Raw genomic sequence first — 20,528 nt, forward strand, 5'->3', positions numbered from 1 at the left:
GTGCAACGCAATGAGTCACAGTGCAATGAGTGTGTGGCTTCGGTCGATTAGTGCTCGCGGGCTCAACGTCTCGTTGCCTCGACGCGTACACCCCGAGTCTATCTATCTCGTCTTCTACGAGTGACCTCGGTGGAATCTCTTTTCCAGGTGGGTTTCGAGCTTAGATGCATTCAGCTCTTACCCCGTATGACGTGGCTGCCCGGCACGTGCCTTCTCAGACAACCGGTACACCAGTGGTCACCAATCGGAGTTCCTCTCGTACTATACGATCGTTCCCGTCAGATTCCGTTACACCCCCAATAGATAGCAGCCGACCTGTCTCACGACGGTCTAAACCCAGCTCACGACCTCCTTTAATAGGCGAACAACCTCACCCTTGCCCGCTGCTGCACGGGCAGGATGGAGGGAACCGACATCGAGGTAGCAAGCCACCGGGTCGATATGTGCTCTTGCCGGTGACGACTCTGTTATCCCTAGGGTAGCTTTTCTGTCGTAGATCGGCCCGCATCAAGCAGGCGCATCCGTTCGCTAGACCACGCTTTCGCGTCAGCGTCACCGTGTTGGTAGTGACACTGTCAAGCCATCTTTTGCTCTTGCGCTCTTCGCCGCGTCTCTGTCACGGCTGAGATGGCCTTAGGGCGCGCTCGATATTCTTTCGAGCGCGTACCGCCCCAGTCAAACTGCCCGGCTATTGGTGTCCTCCGCCAGGAGTGAGGGTCACAGTCACTACCGGGTAGTGTTTCATGAGTGCCTCGGTGGCCCGCTAGCGCGGGTACCTGTGTAACGGCTCCTACCTACCCTGCACAGTAGCGACCATGTCCCAGCAACAGCCTGCAGTAAAGCTCCATAGGGTCTTCGCTTCCCCTTGGGGGTCTCCAGACTCCGCACTGGAACGTACAGTTCACCGGGCCCAACGTTGGGACAGTGACGCTCTCGTTAATCCATTCATGCAAGCCGCTACTGAAGCGGCAAGGTACTACGCTACCTTAAGAGGGTCATAGTTACCCCCGCCGTTGACGGGTCCTTCGTCCTATTGTACTAGGTGTTCAGATACCCGCACTGGGCAGGATTCAGTGACCGTACGAGTCCTTGCGGATTTGCGGTCACCTATGTTGTTACTAGACAGTCGGAGCGTCCGAGTCACTGCGACCTGCTCCTGTCAGGAGCAGGCATCCCTTATTCCGAAGGTACGGGACTAACTTGCCGAATTCCCTAACGTCGGTTGTTCCCGACAGGCCTTGGCTTTCGCCGCCACGAGCACCTGTGTCGGATCTCGGTACGGATCGTATGCTCCCTTTTCACGGGCCCCAGGTTGAACCGATTTTCACTATCCCGCCGTTCGTCCGCTTCCTGCCATTACGGCTTCCACGGATTTGGACGGTTCGACCGGGCGAAGGCCCGGCTCGGTCGACCCCGAGGCGTCGGTTTCACTGCATACGAGCGCTGGAATATTAACCAGCTTCCCATGTCGTCCCCTTCGAATTACGGGGGGACTTAGGACCGGCTAACCCTCAGTTGACGAACAGTGCTGAGGAACCCTTGCTCGTTCGGCCGTCGGAATTCTCACCCGACTATCGCTGCTACTATGGCCAGAATTGTCGTCACCGATCGGTCCACAGGAGTTCTCACCCCTGCTTCCATCCAATCGGAGCGCCAACCTACTCGATCTCCCTTTCACGGGAGCGGCCAGGTCTCGGTGGTGGATTTGAGTCCCGATCATTTTCAGCGCCTCAAACCTCGGCCGGTAAGCTGTTACGCTATTCTTAGAGGGTAGCTGCTTCTAAGCTCACCTCCCGGCTGTCTAGGGCTTGAGACCACTTTCGATCACACTTAATCCACACTTTGGGACCTTAACCCGGCGCTGGGTTGTCTCCCTTACGGTACACAGGCTTACCCCGCATACCGGACTGCCCGCGTCGACGGCGTTCGTAGGTTCGGAGTTTGACAGAAGTGTTCACTTCTCTCGAAGTGAAGCACCTCAATCGGTCGCTCTACCCCACGAACTACCTCGGCGGACGTCATGCTTCGACATGTTTTGGTTGGAACCAGCTGTTTCCGGGTTCGATGGGCCTTTCACCCCTACACGTAGGTCACGGGAGGGTATTGTAGGACACCATCCCTAACGGGCCTCCACGTGCCTTTCGGCACGCTTCACCCTGCCCACGCGTAGATCACCCGGTTTCGGGTCGTGCCCGTTTGACTCCCCGCCCTTGAAGACGGCGGCCCTCGCAATGCTGCGGCCATGTCGGTTTCCCTATGCCTTCCCCGATTATCGGGTTAGACTCGCCAAACAGGCACACTCTCTGGCTCGTTTTTCAAAACGCACGACGGAACTTCGGCTTCCCGTAAGTCCTACTGACGGCTCGCGCCGCTCTCGTTTGTTACAGGACCTTGTAAGCCCCGTCGCTCGATCGCCACCTGATTTCAAGCCCTATTGCAACCCCCGTCTGAGGGTGCTTTTCAGCGTTCGCTCACGCTACTTGTTCACTATCGGTCTCGGAGAGTATTTAGCCTTGGCAGTCGATGCCTGCCGTCTTGACGAGGGATTTCCAACCCCCGCTACTCTGGAGTTACCACACGACGTACTGACCTTCACTACGGGGTTGTCACCCTGTATCACGCTTCGTTCCAGAAGACTTCGTGAAGATGGTCGGCCGATGAAAGGTAGTCCGTACACCACATTGCCCGTGAGGGCTTCGGTTTGGGCTGTGTCGCGTTCACTCGCGGTTAGTAACGACATCGCATTGCGCTTTCTGTTCCTCTCGATACTAAGATGTTTCAATTCTCGAGGTTCCCCATTGCGCGGAGCAATTGTAAAGAGATTCCCATTCGGAGATCCATGGTTCTTCGCCTCCGTGCGGCTCCCCATGGCTTTTCGCAGCTTGGCACGTCCGTCATCGGCTTCCGAGCCGAGCTATCCACCAGGCGGCACAGTAGCCAACGTCAAATTTGGTTGTGACTCGATGAAATTGCACGAGTCCAGTGGACGCCTGGATCGCACGTACACGCGGTGTCATCAGTACAGCCGGTGCGACCCGGTCTGTACATCGACCCTTCCTACCCACGCTTGCACGGAGTAGTGCACTGGTCTTCGTACCAGATCCGAGCGCCGTCCCACACTTAAGGGGCTCGGTTCGGAGCTGCTACGAGGTACGGACCCGCCGGGAGTTGCACCCGGCCTCCCCGAAGGGAGATCCGCCTCGGATAGGTCTTGTGAGCCCTGACGGCCCAACACGGTCTTCCGACCAAATTGTTGGTCGCGCTCGACCAACGGTAACAGCAGGTGGGCCAGGCACGTCGGCCTGGTCCCGTTCAGTAGGAGGTGATCCAGCCGCAGATTCCTCTACGGCTACCTTGTTACGACTTAAGCCCCCTTGCGAAGCCCAGATTTGACCATCGCATGATGGCCTCATCCGGACCTCACTCGGGTGCTTTGACGGGCGGTGTGTGCAAGGAGCAGGGACGTATTCACCGCGCGCTTCTGACACGCGATTACTACCGAATCCAGCTTCATGTGGGCGAGTTTCAGCCCACAATCCGAACTACGACCGAGTTTGGGAGATTAGCTCTACCTCTCGGTATCGCGACCCATTGTCTCGACCATTGTAGCCCGCGTGTTGCCCAGTCCATTCGGGGCATACTGACCTACCGTTGCCCGTTCCTTCCTCCGACTTAGCGTCGGCGGTCTCCGTAGTGTACCCGACTACCTCGGGGTATCGCTGGCAACTACGGATGCGGGTCTCGCTCGTTACCTGACTTAACAGGATGCCTCACGGTACGAGCTGACGGCGGCCATGCACCTCCTCTCAGTAACTCGGGTAAGCTCGTCAAGCTGACCGTCGTTATTACTGTCGGGACTGGTGAGATGTCCGGCGTTGAGTCCAATTAAACCGCAGGCTCCTCCGGTTGTGGTGCTCCCCCGCCAATTCCTTTAAGTTTCATCCTTGCGGACGTACTTCCCAGGCGGCTCGTTTATCGTCTTCACTTCGGCTCACCGTGCACTCGTAGTGCACGGCAGACCTAACGAGCATCGTTTACGGCCAGGACTACCCGGGTATCTAATCCGGTTCGAGACCCTGGCTTTCGTCCCTCACTGTCGGGTCCGGCTTCTCAGCGTGCTTTCGCCATTGGTGGTCCGTCCAGGATTACAGGATTTCACTCCTACCCCAGACGTACCCGCTGAGTCTTCCGGCCCCAAGCCGTGCAGTTTCCACCGGAAGCCGACGCGTTGAGCGCGTCGATTTCCCGATAGACTTTCACGGCAAGCTACGGACGCTTTAGGCCCAATAACAGCGGCCATCACTCGGACTGCCGGTATTACCGCGGCGGCTGGCACCGGTCTTGCCCAGTCCTTATTCGTCGACCACCTTACGGTCGAGAAAAGCGAGGGCTATATGCCCTCGCACTCGGAGTCCCCCTATCGCACTGTCGTGCAGTGTAAAGGTTTCGCGCCTGCTGCGCCCCGTAGGGCCCGGTATCTTGTCTCAGATACCGTCTCCGGGTTCTGGCTGTCACCACCCGTACCGATTACTGGCACGGTGGGCCGTTACCCCACCGTCTACCTAATCGGCCGCAGCCACATCCTATAGCGCCGGAACGTTTCTCGCATTCGGCAGTTCAAGCGTGAATGCGATATCCACGATTAGCCTCAGTTTCCCGAGGTTATCATGGTCTATAGGGTAGTTTGGCCACGTGTTACTGAGCTATACGCCACGGGTCTAAGCCCGTGCGACTAGCATGGCTAAATCGGACTCCGATAGCAATGGCCTCCGGCAGGATCAACCGGAATGTGCTGACATAGTCAGCGGCGGAAAGGTGTCACTCCGTCGGAAGCAAACGCTGGGGTATCCTTCCCCAGCTACATCGTGTTGGGTCCGTCAGGGCTCACATCAGATCCCATCTTGACGGCGGACCGCAGGGGTGGGATCCTCATACTTCGCGAGAGTGTCGACCACCGCGAGGCGGCGATCAGAGACACGCTCGCTCGCTAGCTCGTCGACGACCGAAGTCGCCGAGAGCCGGGGTGACGTAGCGGGCAGCGACCCGGCGTCCGTCATCCCTCGTACGGATATAATCGTGAGAGAGGAGACTATAAAAGGCCAACGATTCGGTGGCGGCGTGGGTAATGAAACCACAAGACAGCGACGGGAGATTGTGAGGATCGGAATTGCCATTTTGACGTGGTAGGGGGACGCTCGTCGGGCATCTCCGAGACGACAGGCAACCACGGCAACGAGAGGAGGATCGACCAGACGATGTCCGGGAGTCGAACAGCACTGCGACGCCCCAACGAGTGAAAATAGCCCGTAGCGTGGCCAGGTCGTACTACGACGAGGAGTTCGCCGTCGTGTCCGGCGTCGGTTCGGGACAGGCCATGAGCGTCGTCATCGTACTCACGGACAGTTCGCCTCGGCGTCGATCGTCGCCCGCGTCGAGGACTCGTTGCAGTCGAACGAGGAAGACGGAACCGCTTCGGTCGCAGTCCCACCGGTTTCGAGCACGTCGAAGGAGACGGAGTTGGTGCCACGCTCGGCGAGCGTGAGGCGGACACGTCCGCCCGGGGCGACGGTGTACACGCCGTCAAACAGGGGACCAGCGTCGCCGTCGACGAGGAGACGAGCCGTCCACGTCCGATCCGATTCGTTTCGGAGGGTGACGCCGTGTGTCGTATCCTCCGGACCCTCGTCAGCCGAACCGTCCCCGAGCGTGCGTGAGGCGACGGCGTCGGCCGAGACACGTCGGTGACGACGCCGGAGAAGGCCATGCGCGTGGACGTGGACAGTAAGAGTGGGAACGACGTTGGTCTGTGGAAGATTCAAAGACGGCTTTGAGTCCACGAGCACGTCACAGGCCGGCTGTCGTCTCCTGGCCGGCCTACGTGGAGTCGTCGCGGACCACACAATGCAGGCGGCCCTGAACAGTTTGCCACTCGAACGGCGACGTGAGCGGGCGACGGTCAGCCGAGGCTTCCCTCCATCTCGAGTTCGATGAGGCGGTTCATCTCGACCGCGTATTCGATGGGCAGTTCCTCCGTGAGCGGTTCGATGAAGCCGGCGACGATCATCTGCTTGGCGTCGTCGTCGTCCAGACCGCGGCTCTGGAGGTAGAACACGTCCTCGTCGCCGATCTTGCCGACGGTCGCCTCGTGGGCCACGTCGACTTTCGACTCCTGGATCTCCATGTACGGCATCGTGTCCGACGTGGACTCGTTGTCGAACATCAGCGCGTCGCACTCGACGCTCGTCGACGCGTCCTCCGCGCCGTCCGCGATGTGGACGAGGCCGCGGTAGTTCGTCCGGCCGCCGTCCTTGCTGATAGACTTCGACTCGACGGTCGAGTGAGTGTCGGGCGCGTTGTGATAGACCTTCGCACCGGTGTCGATGTTCTGTCCCTCGCCCGCGAACGCGATCGTGATGTGGTTGTCCGTCGCGCCGGGGCCCTTGAGAACCGACGCCGGATACAGCATCGTCGCCTTCGACCCCATCGAACCGGACACCCACTCCATCGTCCCGTCGGCCTCGACGATGGCGCGCTTGGTGTTGAGGTTGTACGTGTTCGTCGACCAGTTCTGGACCGTCGAGTACTGGACGTGAGCACCCTCTCCCACGAACACCTCGACGCAGCCGCTGTGGAGGTTGTGCGTGCCGTAGTGGGGTGCCGAGCAGCCCTCGATGAGGTGCAGTTCGGAGTCGGGCTCCGCGATGACGATCTTGTGCTCGAACTGTCCCATCCCTTCGGCGTTCATCCGGAAGTACGCCTGGAGGGGCATCTCGACCGTGACGCCCTCCGGAACGTAGACGAACGAGCCACCCGACCAGACGGCACCGTGGAGCGCCGCGAATTTGTTGTCCGACGGTGGGACACACGTCGTCATGAAGTGTTCGCGGACCAGTTCGGGGTGTTCCTGGACCGCCGTGTCCATATCACAGAAGATCACGCCCTGCTCTTCGAGGTGGTCTTGCATGTTCTGGTAGACGACTTCGGATTCGTACTGCGCACCGGCACCCGAGAGCGCCTGCTTCTCGGCCTCCGGGATACCGAGCCTGTCGAACGTGGCCGCGATGTCGTCGGGGAGCTCTTCCCACGAGTCGACGCTGTCGTCGGTCTCCAGATCGGGCCGCAGGTACGGGACGATCCCGTCGACGTCGATCTCCGAGAGGTCGGGCTGGCCGGGCCACCCCTCGGGCATCGGCAGTTGTCGGTACCGTTCGAGAGCGTCCAGCCGCCGCTGGAGCATCCACTCGGGCTCGTCTTTCTCCGCCGAGATGAGGCGAACGGTCTGCTCGGTCAGGCCGGTCTGGGATTTGAACTCGGCCAGCACGTCGTTCTTGAAGTCGAAGTCGGTCCCCGGTCCGGTCCGTTCCAGTCGGTCGTGTTCAGTCATGGCTGTCAGGGCCACCGAGAGCGGGCGTTCGTTCGAGAGGTCACTCGTGGTTCCACACGGTTCGAACGGCGTCGACGGGATCGGTCGAGCGGCCGATCTCGCAGGTCGATCGCTACGGTCATCCCGTGCTAGTTCCCGAAGTGAGGGAAAGACACCTGTGCCGAAGCGGTTCGGCATCGGCGAGTCGCCGGTCTCCGGACGCGTCGCCGAGAGGGGGTGCCACAGAGAAGCCGTCAAGTCACGGGGACCCGTAGCGAGGGTATGCGCGAACTCGTCTTCGCCCTGGAGTACGAACCCGGCTGCAACAGGGTGGCCGATACGCTCGCCGACCACCCCGAGGCCCGGGTTCGGTCGCTCTCGTTGCACGCGACCGCGGATCGGCTCTGGCGGGTCGACCACGCCACCGGATCGCCAGAGGCGCTGAGCGCCCTCGAAAATGCCGTTCTGGACGCGGACTACTACGCGGACTGTCTGGCGACCGACCACTGTGGCGCGACCCAGACGACGCAGGTGCTCGATCACGACGACGACACGCTCGTGCTCTACTCGAACTGGGAGCGGACGCCGGACTGTGACTCCGTGCCCCACATCGCGCGCGACCACCTCGGTAACGGTGTCCTCTTCGAGACGCGCCACGAGAGTCGCCACTACACGTGGCGGATCATACACTCGGGAGCGGGTGACGTCGCCACCTTCTTCGACGCACTCGAAGCGGCGGTCGGGGACTGCGCTCGGACGGAGATGCTCCGGACGGCAGAGACGCCAGCGGAGAGCGAAACGAGCGGATCGGGTTCGCTCTCGGCCGAACAGGAGGCCGCGCTCCGGGCCGCCGTCGAACACGGCTACTACGAATCGCCCCGAGAGGTCGACGTGGGCGAACTCGCCTCTCACCTGGACGTGCCGCGGTCGACGCTCACCTACCGGCTGCGACGGGCCGAAGAGCGACTGGCAAAGCAGTACGTGGCCGACGAGCAGTTGATGGGTGAACTGGCGAGCGACTACTGATACTGCGGGCTGTCGGCCTGTGACGATGGACGACACCTTCGTGTGACGGCCGTCGAGAAACGCCGACAGCCCGCAGTATGTGATTGCAGGCTGTCGGCCTGTGACGATGGACGACACCTTCGTGTGACGGCCGTCGAGAAACGCCGACAGCTCGCAGTATGTGATTGCAGGCTGTCGGCCTGTGACGACGGACGGCACGCCGAGAGGAGAGCACCAGAAGCAGACGGTCGACGGCGTGAGCTATAGTAGCCATTGAAAATCAATGCACACCCGATCGCACGACGGCAGTGCGATCGGTGTGTAAATCGTTTCAATTGTTGCTATAGCCAGCGAGCGCGGCCGACGACGAGGTTGGAATATTCCAACAAGGGCTTATCGAACTGTGGCCCGAACGATTGCGTAATGACGAGCAAATCGGAGACGGCGGGAGAGGGTGGACAGGACCCCGGTGAGACGACCGTCCGGGTGACCGTCCCCGAGATGGACTGTCCGTCGTGTGCACAGAAAGTCGACAAGAGCCTCCAGCGCGTCGACGGCGTGCGTGAGACGACTCTCCAGCCGACGACCGGAACGGCGATCATGACCATCGATACGGGCGAGACGAGCGAGGCCGAAGTCCGCGGAGCCATCGAGAGCGCCGGCTACGAGGTCAGCGGAGAGCCGGGCGACTCGTCCGGCGAGGGGATCGAGGTCGCTCCTCCGGCGGAGATCTGGCGGAGTTCGCGGGCCGTCAAGACGTGGATCGGAGCTGCGTTCGTGACGCTCGGACTCCTCTTCGAGTTCGTCCTCGGGGGCCAGAACGTCGCTCTCGGGAGCGTCTTCGAGCTCTCGCTTCATCTCGCCGACGGACTGTTCCTCGTCGCGATCGTCGTCAGTGGCTACCCGGTCGTCCGCGGAGGCTACTACTCGGCGAAAAACAGGAGCCTCGACATCGACCTCCTGATGGGGACGGCGATCATCGCCGCGACGGGGATCGGGTACTTCGTGGAGGCCGCGACGCTCGCGGTCCTGTTCAGCATCGCAGAGCTCCTCGAAGACTACGCGATGGACCGAGCGCGGGACTCGCTGCGTGAACTGATGGAACTGTCCCCCGACGAAGCGACAGTCCGTCGGAACGGAGACGAGGAGACCGTGCCCGCCGAGGACGTGGCCGTCGGCGAGACGGTCGTCGTCCGCCCGGGCGAGAAGATTCCACTCGACGGCACGATCGTCGAGGGCACCAGCGCGGTCGACGAATCGCCGATCACCGGCGAGAGCGTCCCGGTCGACAAGAACGTCGGCGACGAGGTGTACGCCGGCAGCATCAACGCGGAGGGGTACTTCGAGTTCGAGGCCACGTCGTCGGCCTCGGAGTCGACGCTCTCCCAGATCATCGAGATGGTCCAGGGCGCACAGGAAAAGAAGACCGAGAAAGAGCAGTTCGTCGACCGCTTTGCCGGCTACTACACGCCGACGGTCGTCGTGCTGGCGATACTGACGGCCGCGCTCCCGCCGCTGTTCATCGGTGGCGGCGCGACCGTCAGTGTCGCCGGGATCGGCCACACGTTCGTCGGGAGCTGGCAGACATGGTTCGTCCGCGGGCTGACGCTGCTGGTCATCGCGTGCCCGTGCGCGTTCGTCATCTCGACGCCCGTCTCGGTCGTCTCGGGCATCACGAGCGCCGCCAAGAACGGCGTCCTCATCAAGGGCGGCAACCACCTCGAAGCGATGGGCGGCGTCGACGCCGTCGCGCTGGACAAGACCGGGACGCTCACGAAAGGCGAGCTCGCCGTCACCGACGTGGTTCCCCTCGGCGAGGCGAGCGAGACGGAGCTGCTCCGGTACGCCGCCGCCCTCGAACAGCGCAGCGAGCACCCCATCGCCGAGGCGATCCGCGAGCGCGCCCGAGAATCGGCGGTCGGCGAGCTGCCCGTCGTCGAGGCGTTCGAGAGCATCACCGGAAAGGGGCTCCGCGCGGAGAGCGACGGCGAGACGTACTACGCCGGCAAGCCCGCGCTGTTCGAGGAACTGGGCTTCGATCTGTCACACGCCCACGCCCGTCCCGACGGCGGTACCGTCGTCGAGGCGACCGACGACGAGTGTGACCGGGACGACTGTGCCGACCTCGAAGCCGGCGCGATATCGCAGTTCGAAGCGGAGGGGAAGACGGTCGTCCTCGTCGGCACGGCCACCGAACTGCTCGGCGTCGTCGCCATCGCCGACGAGGTTCGCCCGGCAGCGTCACGAGCGATCGAGCGGCTACACGAACTCGGCGTCGAACACGTCGTGATGCTCACCGGCGACAACGAGGGGACCGCCCGCGCGATCGCCGACCGCGTCGGGGTCGACGAGTACCGCGCCGAACTGCTGCCCGACGAGAAGGTCGACGCCGTCGAGTCGTTACAGGCCAGCCACGGCGACGTGGCCATGGTCGGTGACGGGATCAACGACGCGCCCGCGCTGGCGACCGCCGACGTCGCGGTCGCGATGGGAGCCGCGGGAACCGATACCGCCCTCGAAACGGCCGACATCGCGCTGATGGGCGACGACATCGGGAAGCTTCCGTACCTGTATGCGCTGTCTAACGAAGCAAACAGCGTCATCCGACAGAACATCTGGGCGAGTCTGGGCGTGAAGGCGGTGCTGGCACTCGGTGTGCCCCTGGGACTGGTCAGCGTCGCGCTGGCGGTCGTCGTCGGCGACATGGGAATGAGCCTCGGGGTCACCGGAAACGCCATGCGACTGTCCCGAGTCACACCGGATCGCTTCTTCGAGGAGTGAGAGAGGGTCGTAGAGCGGTCAGTTCGGCTACAAAAATCTCGTTCAGAGAACGTTCAAGTCGCTTTCGGGCGTTCTATCGGATGCAATGAGCGAACACGAACTGCCGCCGCTGCCGTACGACTACGACGCACTCGAACCACACATCAGCGAACAGGTCCTGACCTGGCACCACGACACCCACCATCAGGGCTACGTCAACGGCTGGAACGCCGCCGAAGAGACGCTCGAAGCGAACCGCGAGGCGGGCGACTTCTCCTCCTCGTCGGGCGCACTCCGGAACGTCACGCACAACGGCTCCGGGCACGTCCTCCACGACCTGTTCTGGCAGTCCATGAGCCCGACCGGCGGCGACGAGCCCTCGGGCGCGCTGGCCGACCGGATCGAGGAGGACTTCGGCTCCTACGAGGCCTGGAAAGGCGAGTTCGAGGCCGCCGCCTCGGCCGCCGGTGGCTGGGCGCTGCTGGTGTACGACTCGTTCAGCAACCAGCTCCGGAACGTCGTCGTCGACAAGCACGACCAGGGCGCACTCTGGGGGAGCCACCCCGTCCTCGCGCTGGACGTGTGGGAACACTCCTACTACCACGACTACGGACCCGCCCGCGGCGAGTTCGTCGACAACTTCTTCGAAGTCGTCGACTGGGAAGAGCCCAGCCAGCGCTACGAACAGGTCGTCGAACAGTTCGAGTAGCGCGGTCACGGCGACTGTGTGGCATCACGTCGGCGCTGGGGGGCGCTGACGGTTCGAGCGCCGTCCGACGCCTCACCAGACTCGCGGTTTGTTACCACTCTCCCGCCGATTCCTGCACCAGAGATACCGGCAATGGGAGACGGTTTACCCCGTGGCGACGGTCACCGGTAAGCACTACAACTTTCCGTATCAGTCGTCGCTGGCCGACGACGTGGTACCGTTCGCCTCGAAGGTCATCGTCTCGTTGCCGTCGACGACGACGGTATCGGTGTCGACGCTCTCGATCGACAGCTTCGTGTAGGCGGTGACGACGCTCTCGGTGTCGAGATCGATCCGAACGACGACGGTCGGACCGTCAGCCGAGGGCGGCGTGAGTTCGAGTGTGACCTCGCCGTCGTTGGTCGCTTCGACGACGGTCGCAGCCAGCGCACTGGGATCGTCGAACCGCTGCTGGACGGTGTAGCTGGCCTGTGAGTCGTTCTCGACGAGTCGCTCGACCAGCGTCCGTTCCTCGTCGTCGAGGACGCCGATCGTGTCCGTGACCGTCAGGTCGAGACCGTCGAGCGTCGGCCGTGCGGAGCGCACGTCGACCGACTCGTCGTCGAGCGAGACCGTCCCGGGGACGCTCGGGAGACAGCCGTCGGCGGGACTGGCGCGAACGCCGACGGTGTCGGTCGGCTCCTCGCGGTCGACGCTCTCGTAGTACTGGTTGACTCGGAGTTCGACGTGCTCGTACTCGCCGAGTCCGGCGCTGGTCGAGAACTCGTCCCAGACCAGCGCCGCGAATCGCTGTCGGTCGATCTCGTCGAAGGCCTCGCCGCCGTGTGCCTCGATCAGCGTGACGGTGACGCCGTCGACGCGCACGTCGGTCCGGGTCCGGTTCGGATCGTCGACCCGGAGCGCGCCGCCGCACGTACGGCCGTCCTCACTGACCGTGAACGTCGTTGCGCTGGTGTTGGTGACCGATACGTCGACGGTCTCCGTGTCGGTGCCGGACGTGGAGACGGTGTCGTTCGTCGGTTCGGGCGACTCGTCCGTCGGGTCGGCCACGCTGCCGTCGGCGACGACGACCGCGCCACTGGCGGCCAGGAGGAGCGCCGAAACGGCCAGCGCGTAGGCTGCAAGCCGATACTCACGTCGCATCTGTACCACTCCGTTGGCGGGGACTTGATCGTGTCATGTGTGTTCGTGTGGCGATCGGACCGGCCCGAGAGCGGCTCGTGGAGAGCGTGTGACGGGATCTCGACCGACCGTCGACGGCGACCGCCCACGGGGGCCGACCCGATCGCACTGCCTATCGGTTGACAGAAAGGGCTTGTAAGTGTCCGTTGGAAACGGCCGTGAAACAGGTCTGAAACGCGTTTCGAACCCGTTTCAGGCGTTTCAAACCGGTGGAAACCAGCACCTTCTTGGGAGGACGTTCGGTCTCGAAAGACATGAAGACGGTCGTGCGGTCCCGAGTGGTGTTGGTCCTCGCACTCGGCGTCCTCGGCGGCAGTATCGCGCTGTTCGCGACCGTGACCGGCGTCACTGCGGCGGTCACACCACCCGCGGAACACGAGTTCGCGATCGACGACGGACAGCTCGTCGAAACGAGCGGTGAGAGCGACCGGACGGTGGTCGCCGATCTGCGTACCGTCGAGCGAGTCGAGATCACCGGTCGCGGGAGCCACCTCGTCGTGGCGACGACACCGCGCGAGCCGGTAGAGCTCCCGCTCGCGACCCGAGAGCGTGCCAAAGAGATCGTGCGGACGGCGGGGGCGTTCGCCGACGGGTCCACGCCGGACGGTGCAGTGTACACGATCCGACCGATCCCCGAGTCCGTTCGAAGCGACACCGCCGCAGTGGCGGGAGCGGATCCACAGACGGCGTGGACGCAGCTCGCGCCGGCCAACGACTCCGCGTTCACCCTGCGAGAGCGAGCCGACGGCGTCGTCGTCGAGCGGACCGAACGGCGAGTCAGCGACCGGCGAGCGCTGGTGGTCGTCGATCCGGTCGAACGAGAGACGCGGTACAGCGTCGTCGTGGATCTGGAAAACGAGACGGTCGACGCGTTCGTCCGGCTCAGAGAGGGGTCCGGCACGTCCCCTCGTGGACGATGAGCGACGAGAGCCGCGACCGCCGAGCGCTCGTCGCCGCCGGGATCTTCGTCGCCGCGACGGCTGTGACGGTCGCGATAGCCGCCCGCCTCGTCACGCCGCCGTCGATCACGGTCGCGATGGGAGACGCCACCGTGCGGGCCGGGAGGGTGGGTCCGTCGCTTCGTCCCGGCGACGCGATCGCACTCACGGTCGCGGCGTTCGCCGCTGGTGCGAGTGCGACCGTCCTCCTCGTCGACGGCGAGCCTGTGTCGCCAGCGGACCGACCCGTCACAGAGCCCGACGACCCAGCCGACAGCGAGCAGACAGCGCCCTCGGAGCTGCTTGCGGCCCGGCGGAGCGAGTGGGAAGAGATAGCAGACCGTCTCGCGAACAACGAGCGGCTCGTCTACGAGGCCGTACTCGACGCCGACGGCGTGCTCCCACAGAGCGAGATCGTCGAGCGGACGGACGTGTCGAAAGCGACCGTCAGCCGGGCGCTGGACAACCTCGAAGCGAGGGACCTCATCGAGCGCAAGCGCCGCGGGATGGGGAACGTCGTCGTCCTCTCGTGATCCGCTGTCGACCGCGCTGGCGGCGGGCCGGGACCGTCGGCCAGACGATGTGAAAGGTTAATTCGGAGCGCCTGTAACAGGCCCCCGTGAGCGAGTACAGCCCTGTTCCCTCCCCCGATGCGACGACCGTGTTCCCGTATCACGATCTCACCCCGCCAGCGACGGCCGACGTGTACGAGGCCCGTCGCGTCGTCGACGACCACCTCCCGCGAACGCCGCTCGTCCGGAACGAGTCCCTCTCGGCCGAGTTCGACGCCGACGTGTACCTCAAGCGCGAGGATACCCTGCCGACCGGGGCGTTCAAGGTCCGCGGCGGCGTCACTCTCGCGTCGCGCCTCGACGACGAGTTCCGCGAGTCGGGCCTGATCGCCGCGAGCACCGGCAACCACGGGCAGTCGGTCGCCTACGCCGGCCGTGCGTTCGACGTGCCGGTGACCATCGTGGTGCCCGAGGCGGCCAACGCCGCGAAAGTGGCCGCGATGGAACGGCTCGGTGCCGACGTGCAGTTCCGCGGCGCTGACTTCGACGAGGCCCGAGAGCACGCCGAGGACCTGGCCGCGCAGGCGGGCTATCGATACGTCCACTCCGCGAACGAGCCGAGCCTCGTCGCCGGGGTCGGGACCGCCGGCCTCGAGATCGTCGAGACGCTGCCGGACCTCGACTATCTGTTTTGTCCCGTCGGTGGCGGATCGAGCGCCGCCGGCTACTGTCTGACTGTGGGTGCGCTCACGGACGCCACGGTGATCGGAGCCCAGTCGGAGGCGGCACCGGCGATGCGCCGGGCCTGGGCCGACGACACGCTCGAACCTCACGATCGGATGGAGACGTTCGCCGAGGGTGTCGCGACGCGCGTCCCGTTCGCGCTGACGACGACGGTCCTCCGCGAGCGACTCGACGAGTTCCGGCTCGTGAGCGAAGCGGCCCTCCGGCGAGGCGTTCGCGATCTGTTCGTAAACGAGGGGTTGCCCATCGAAGGTGCCTGTGCGACGAGCCTGGCGGCGATGAGACAGCGCGCGGACGAACTGGCGGGGTCGACGATCGTGTTCCCGATCTCGGGCCGCAACATCGAGCCCGAAAAGCTGACCGACATCCTCGACGGCGCGCCCTGATCGGCCGGGCTCGCGGGGACACTCCCCAATACCTATCTCAGAGGAGCCAGAGAAGGCAGACAACGAATGGGAGGGACACAGCCAGGAGCGACGCTGGCCGCGAGCGTCGGCATCGAGATCGAGGGCGGCCACTGCGAGCAGTTGCTCTCCCGAGGGCAGTCGCTGCCGGCGTCGGCGACAGAGACCTTCACGACGGCCGAAGATAACCAGCAGACGGTCCAGATTCGTCTGTTCCAGGGCGATCAGGAACGTGTCGAGGGAAACGAGCTGCTCGGAGAGTGTACGGTCTCCGGCCTCGTACCTGCCCCCGCGGGCGTGCCGGACGTAGCAGTCACGTTCACCGTCGACAGAGCGGGAGTCCTGCAGGTCTCGGTCCAGAACGGCACCGGCGACGCGACACTCCAGATCGAGGGACAGCGTGAGTTCGACGGCGTCGCGGTCGAGACGGCGGGAAGGACCGACGCAGATCCGACCAACGACGTGATACTCGGCGTCGATCTGGGGACGACCGCCAGCGTCTGTGCAGTTCCGGTGGACGGCGAGCCCGAAATCGTCGTCAACAGCGAGGGAGACCGTGCGACACCCTCCGTGCTGTCCGTCGACGACGACGGAACCCTGCTGGTGGGCAAAGCGGCCCGGAAGCGAGCGATCTCTCGACCGGAACAGACCATCGCGTCGGTCAAGCGTGTCCTCTTGGGCGAGGACGGGACGGTCGAGTTAGGCGAGCGAGAGTACTCGACCGTGGAGCTGGCGGGGATGCTGTTCGAGAAGTTGCGCTCTGACGCCGAGAGCGCCGTCGGGCGGCCCGTCGAGAAGGCGGTCGTCACCGTCCCCGCGGTGGCGTCGGTTCGCCAGCGGGGCCGCATCGACCGAGCCGGCGAGATCGCCGGCCTGGAGATCGAACGGACGATCGGCGACGCGGCGGCCGCGGTGATGGGATACGCTTACGGGAGCGACGGAGAACAGACCGTGCTGGTCTGCGATCTCGGCGGTGGCTCGCTGAGCGTCTCGCTGCTGGACGTGGAGAACGACATCTACGAGATCGTGGCCAACGGCGGAGACGACGAGCTGGGGGGCAACGAGTGGGACGCGGCGATCGTCGACCACCTCGCCGACCAGTTCGAGGCGGACCACGGCATCGATCTGCGCGAGGACCCACAGGCCCGCAGACGGCTGGCCGACGCAGCGGCGGCCGCGAAGATCGAACTCGCCTCGCGCGAGCGGACGCGGATCGACGTACCTTACGTCGCGGCGACGGACGACGGCCCGCTGGATCTGAACGCGACGCTCACCCGCGATACCGTCGCGTCACTGACCGAACCCCTCGTCGAGCGCGTCGTCGAGTCGGTCAGGGCAGTCCTGTCCGGAAGTCGACACGGCGCGGACGACATCGACGAGATCCTCCTCGTCGGCGGCGCGAGCCGGCTCCCGCAGGTCCGAAACAGAATCGAGACGCTGGTCGGACAGCAGACGGCCAGACGCGTCAACGAGGAGGTCACCGCACTCGGGACGGCCGTGCAGGCGGGCATCCTCTCGGGCGCGGTCGACGACGTGGTGTTGCTGGACGTGACCTCACTGTCGCTGGGCATCGCGGTCGAGGGCGGTGGGTTCGAGCGCATCGTCGAGCGAGGCGAGACCATCCCCACCGTCGAGTCAGTGGAGTTCACCACGACGGTGGACGACCAGACGGCGGTGCCGATACGGGTGTTCCAGGGCGAACACGAAACCGCCACACGGAACGAGTTGCTCGCCGAGTTCGTACTGACCGACGTGCCGCCGACCTCGGCCGGGACGCCGGCGATCGAGGTCACGGTGAGCATCGACGAGAACCGGTGGATCAACGTCGAGGCAGACCACGACGGCGACAGTGAAGCGATCACGATCGATCCCGCGACGGAGCGATCGCTGCGGGATGGAACGAGACGCCAGTCCGAGCAGGAACGGCCCGCACCCCGACTGGTTACCACTCGGGACGAAGACGAGGCGACGGCATCCGACGAAAGCCCGGAGACGAGCGCCGCGAGGGATCTGGAGACGCTGATCGACGAGGCCCTCGACGTACGCAACCAGCTCCATCGTGGCGTCCTCTACTGTCGCCGGTCGATCGACAACGAGGTGGCGGATCTCCGCGACAACCTCGAAAAGACGACCCGAAACATCGAGTCGATCGTCGGGACGAACACGGAGAGCGCGGACAAACGCGACGAGGACGGCGAGGAGGTGGGCGACCGGCTCGTCGGCGAGCTGGCGGCCGTCGAGGACTCGCTGCGGGCACTGCTCGACGAGGACACGTCGACGGGGCTGGCGTTCGACGACCTCGAAGCGCTGGTCGACCGGATCGACCGCGGGCTCGAAGCGGCGGGACTCGTGCTCGTCGATCCCGACGGCGGGGCCGAGACGGACCCGTACCGCCATCGAGTGGTCTCCTCAACAGAGAGCTCCGTCCCGGAGGGGCGAATCGTCTCCGTCCAGCAGATCGGATACGAGCGCGACGGTGCGGTGTGCCGGGAGGCGACGGTGGTCGTCAGCGCCGGTTCTCCAGCGGAACGTGTCACAGCGGCCACGGGGCAGACCGATCCCGACCGGTCGGGCGATACACTCGATCGAGCGATCAGAGACGCACGCGCCCCGGCCGTCGAGCAGTTCCCGAGCCCACCACGACGGTCGGTGAGCTACGAGGACTTCGAGATCAGCGCGACGCTGGGAACCGGCGGCCAGGCAGTCGTGTACGAGACGACCCACCCGGCGATCGAGTCGCCGGCCCGGATCGCGCTAAAAGAACCGGCTCGCGGCGAGCGGACCCTGACACACGACGCGATCAGTTCGTTTCTACAGCGGGCACAGACGTGGCGGACCGTCGACGACCGCGAGCGAGAGAGTCGCCGGTGGCGCTCCCACGAGTACATCGTCGGCGTCGTCGACGTCGGGGACACCCGACCGTGGATCGCCATGGAGTACATGGACGGCGGTGACCTCGCCGAGCGACTCGACGGCACCGAGGGGCTGCCGGTCGAGGAGGCCGTGTGGATCGGACAGTGTCTCTGCCGCGCGCTCGAAGTCGCACACGAGTACGGGATCGCCCACCTGGACATCAAGCCGGGGAACGTCCTCTTCACCGAAACGACACCGTCACGCTGGGACCTGCCGAAGCTCGCCGACTGGGGCCTCGCGAGAAAGCTGCTGGACCGAGCCGACTCGATGGAAGGCTTCTCCCGACACTTCGCCGCGCCCGAACAGTTCGACGCCGAGACCTTCGGCGAACCGGACGCCGTCACGGACATCTACCAGGTCGGCGCTGTGCTGTACGCGATGCTACGCGGCGAGCCACCCGTGAGCGGCGGCCGCCTCGCCGTCCGCAAGCGAATCGTCCGCGACGACGGGCCACCGCCAGCCCCGAGTGCCGATCGTGACGACGTGCCGCCCGAACTCGACGAGATCGTACGCACGGCGCTGGCGACGGCAAAACGGGATCGGTACGAATCGATCCGGTATCTGCGAGACGATCTGGAAGCCCTGTGGAAGTCGCCGGACGATACCGTCTAGCTTCGATCTCAGTTTGCCGTCTGAAACCAGTCCGGCGACGATTCGTCTCGTCGAGGCTTCTTGCTTCAATCCCACAAGGGTCCGTCTGAAACTCCGAGACGTGTTCCCTCTCTAGCTGTGCATCTTCCGCTTCAATCCCACAAGGGTCCGTCTGAAACCAGATCTAAAACAATGTCATACGGAAAAATCGACATCGCTTCAATCCCATAAGGGTCCGTCTAAAACGATCCGGAATATGAAGTGACGAACGATCCGGATACGGGCTTCAATCCCACAAGGGTCCGTCTGAAACTCGACGAGATCGGCGCGAACTCGTTCGCTGATACTGCTTCAATCCCACAAGGGTCCGTCTGAAACTCGGGGACCGAGACGACGGGGCCGGGTGCTGTCTGCTTCAATCCCACAAGGGTCCGTCTGAAACCCGGAGGGGCCGCTGCGTGGGTGATCTGGAGAGAAGAGCTTCAATCCCACAAGGGTCCGTCTGAAACGTTGCGTGAGCTAGCGAAACACCGAGTCCGTGTGATGCTTCAATCCCACAAGGGTCCGTCTGAAACACGGAAATCCAGCCGATCACCCTCCGAGAGGAGAGGGCTTCAATCCCACAAGGGTCCGTCTGAAACCGGACATTCAGAAGCGCCTGACTAACCGCATGGCTGCTTCAATCCCACAAGGGTCCGTCTGAAACCGGGAAGACCACGACCGCCCGCGCCCTCCAGTTCGAGCTTCAATCCCACAACGGTCCGTCTGAAACGGCTTCTACGTCGGCAACCGGACCGAGGACGGCGATGGGCTTCAATCCCACAAGGGTCCGTCTGAAACAAGTACGCCTCGATCATCAACGGCGTCCGGGCTGTGCTTCAATCCCACAAGGGTCCGTCTGAAACGATGCTGTTGAGCTCGTAGCGATCCCACTCGGCGTGCTTCAATCCCACAAGGGTCCGTCTGAAACAGCCCTTGTGCAATGATCGGGAGTGCAATCCGACCGCTTCAATCCCACAAGGGTCCGTCTGAAACTCAGGCGAGTTGTCGGACGAACAGCTTGAAGCGTGTGCTTCAATCCCACAAGGGTCCGTCTGAAACTCGTCGAGCGGCAGGCCGCCGACCGCTACGGGCTGGCTTCAATCCCACAAGGGTCCGTCTGAAACCGACACGGTCGAAGATGCTGGCAGCTCGCGAATCGCGCTTCAATCCCACAAGGGTCCGTCTGAAACGGATCTCGACGGCCGCGTGGCCGTGCATCTCGGGGTCGCTTCAATCCCACAAGGGTCCGTCTGAAACAACGCTTCAACGCGCTCTATTGACCGAGCGTATCGGCTTCAATCCCACAAGGGTCCGTCTGAAACAGATCTCGCGGATAAGCTGCCCCCGCCCTCCCATGAGGCTTCA

10 protein-coding genes, 2 rRNA genes and 1 CRISPR repeat array (1 of these 13 cut by a window edge) are annotated in these 20,528 nt (G+C 63.9%); of the genes, 7 read left to right on the top strand and 5 right to left on the bottom strand.

Annotated features, from left to right (window positions below; all coding sequences use genetic code 11):
- Nucleotides 1–28 precede the first annotated feature (28 nt).
- The 4 genes from HMUK_RS15640 to sufB all read right to left on the bottom strand — a co-directional run bounded on the left by HMUK_RS15640 (nt 29) and on the right by sufB (nt 7,384).
- A 23S ribosomal RNA gene (locus tag HMUK_RS15640) occupies nt 29–2,946 on the bottom strand.
- 371 nt (nt 2,947–3,317) lie between these two features.
- A 16S ribosomal RNA gene (locus tag HMUK_RS15645) occupies nt 3,318–4,789 on the bottom strand.
- Together the 16S and 23S rRNA genes form the textbook arrangement of a ribosomal RNA operon.
- 604 nt (nt 4,790–5,393) lie before the next feature.
- Nucleotides 5,394–5,819, bottom strand: coding sequence for a hypothetical protein (locus tag HMUK_RS17315; RefSeq protein WP_049940907.1), 426 nt, complete (start codon nt 5,817–5,819; stop codon nt 5,394–5,396).
- A gap of 137 nt (nt 5,820–5,956) precedes the next feature.
- Nucleotides 5,957–7,384, bottom strand: coding sequence for a Fe-S cluster assembly protein SufB (gene sufB, locus HMUK_RS15655; protein WP_012807410.1), 1,428 nt, complete (start codon nt 7,382–7,384; stop codon nt 5,957–5,959).
- 261 nt (nt 7,385–7,645) lie between these two features.
- Between sufB and HMUK_RS15660 the strand changes: the two genes are divergently transcribed.
- From HMUK_RS15660 to sod, 3 genes are all read left to right on the top strand, one after another.
- Nucleotides 7,646–8,389, top strand: a complete 744-nt coding sequence (locus HMUK_RS15660; RefSeq protein WP_012807411.1) for a helix-turn-helix domain-containing protein — start codon at nt 7,646–7,648, stop codon at nt 8,387–8,389.
- 402 nt (nt 8,390–8,791) lie between these two features.
- Nucleotides 8,792–11,149 carry a heavy metal translocating P-type ATPase gene (locus HMUK_RS15665; RefSeq protein ID WP_012807412.1) on the top strand — a complete coding sequence of 786 codons (2,358 nt, stop codon included), beginning with the start codon at nt 8,792–8,794 and terminating at the stop codon, nt 11,147–11,149.
- 85 nt (nt 11,150–11,234) lie between these two features.
- Nucleotides 11,235–11,837, top strand: coding sequence for a superoxide dismutase (sod, locus tag HMUK_RS15670; RefSeq protein ID WP_012807413.1), 603 nt, complete (start codon nt 11,235–11,237; stop codon nt 11,835–11,837).
- 189 nt (nt 11,838–12,026) lie between these two features.
- Here sod and HMUK_RS15675 read toward each other — a convergent pair whose 3' ends face one another.
- Nucleotides 12,027–12,980, bottom strand: a complete 954-nt coding sequence (locus HMUK_RS15675) for a hypothetical protein (protein ID WP_012807414.1) — start codon at nt 12,978–12,980, stop codon at nt 12,027–12,029.
- Between the two features lie 293 nt (nt 12,981–13,273).
- Here HMUK_RS15675 and HMUK_RS15680 point away from each other — a divergent pair, with 293 nt between their 5' ends.
- The 4 genes from HMUK_RS15680 (at nt 13,274) to grpE (ending at nt 19,142) form a co-directional block, all read left to right on the top strand.
- A complete protein-coding gene (locus HMUK_RS15680) occupies nt 13,274–13,939 on the top strand; it encodes a hypothetical protein (RefSeq protein ID WP_012807415.1) in 666 nt (221 codons plus the stop codon).
- On the top strand, nt 13,936–14,490 hold the full coding sequence (locus HMUK_RS15685) for a helix-turn-helix transcriptional regulator (RefSeq protein WP_012807416.1): 555 nt from the start codon (nt 13,936–13,938) through the stop codon (nt 14,488–14,490). Before HMUK_RS15680 ends, HMUK_RS15685 begins: the two co-directional genes overlap by 4 nt.
- Before the next feature lie 86 nt (nt 14,491–14,576).
- Nucleotides 14,577–15,599: a threonine ammonia-lyase gene (locus HMUK_RS15690; protein WP_012807417.1), complete on the top strand. Its 1,023-nt coding sequence runs from the start codon at nt 14,577–14,579 to the stop codon at nt 15,597–15,599.
- A 66-nt stretch (nt 15,600–15,665) separates the two neighbouring features.
- Nucleotides 15,666–19,142, top strand: a complete 3,477-nt coding sequence (grpE, locus tag HMUK_RS15695) for a nucleotide exchange factor GrpE (RefSeq protein WP_012807418.1) — start codon at nt 15,666–15,668, stop codon at nt 19,140–19,142.
- Between the two features lie 62 nt (nt 19,143–19,204).
- Nucleotides 19,205–20,528: direct repeats of the CRISPR family, unit length 30 nt; unit sequence GCTTCAATCCCACAAGGGTCCGTCTGAAAC; it runs 1,606 nt beyond the window's last position.

This window comes from Halomicrobium mukohataei DSM 12286 (assembly GCF_000023965.1).
Lineage (GTDB): Archaea > Halobacteriota > Halobacteria > Halobacteriales > Haloarculaceae > Halomicrobium > Halomicrobium mukohataei.

Bases quoted from the DNA above. Each gene is read 5' to 3' on its own strand.
- sufB (WP_012807410.1), bottom strand. From the start codon at position 7,384: ATGACTGAACACGACCGACTGGAACGGACCGGACCGGGGACCGACTTC.
- HMUK_RS15660 (WP_012807411.1), top strand. From the start codon at position 7,646: ATGCGCGAACTCGTCTTCGCCCTGGAGTACGAACCCGGCTGCAACAGG.
- HMUK_RS15665 (WP_012807412.1), top strand. From the start codon at position 8,792: ATGACGAGCAAATCGGAGACGGCGGGAGAGGGTGGACAGGACCCCGGT.
- sod (WP_012807413.1), top strand. From the start codon at position 11,235: ATGAGCGAACACGAACTGCCGCCGCTGCCGTACGACTACGACGCACTC.
- HMUK_RS15675 (WP_012807414.1), bottom strand. From the start codon at position 12,980: ATGCGACGTGAGTATCGGCTTGCAGCCTACGCGCTGGCCGTTTCGGCG.
- HMUK_RS15680 (WP_012807415.1), top strand. From the start codon at position 13,274: ATGAAGACGGTCGTGCGGTCCCGAGTGGTGTTGGTCCTCGCACTCGGC.
- HMUK_RS15685 (WP_012807416.1), top strand. From the start codon at position 13,936: ATGAGCGACGAGAGCCGCGACCGCCGAGCGCTCGTCGCCGCCGGGATC.
- grpE (WP_012807418.1), top strand. From the start codon at position 15,666: ATGGGAGGGACACAGCCAGGAGCGACGCTGGCCGCGAGCGTCGGCATC.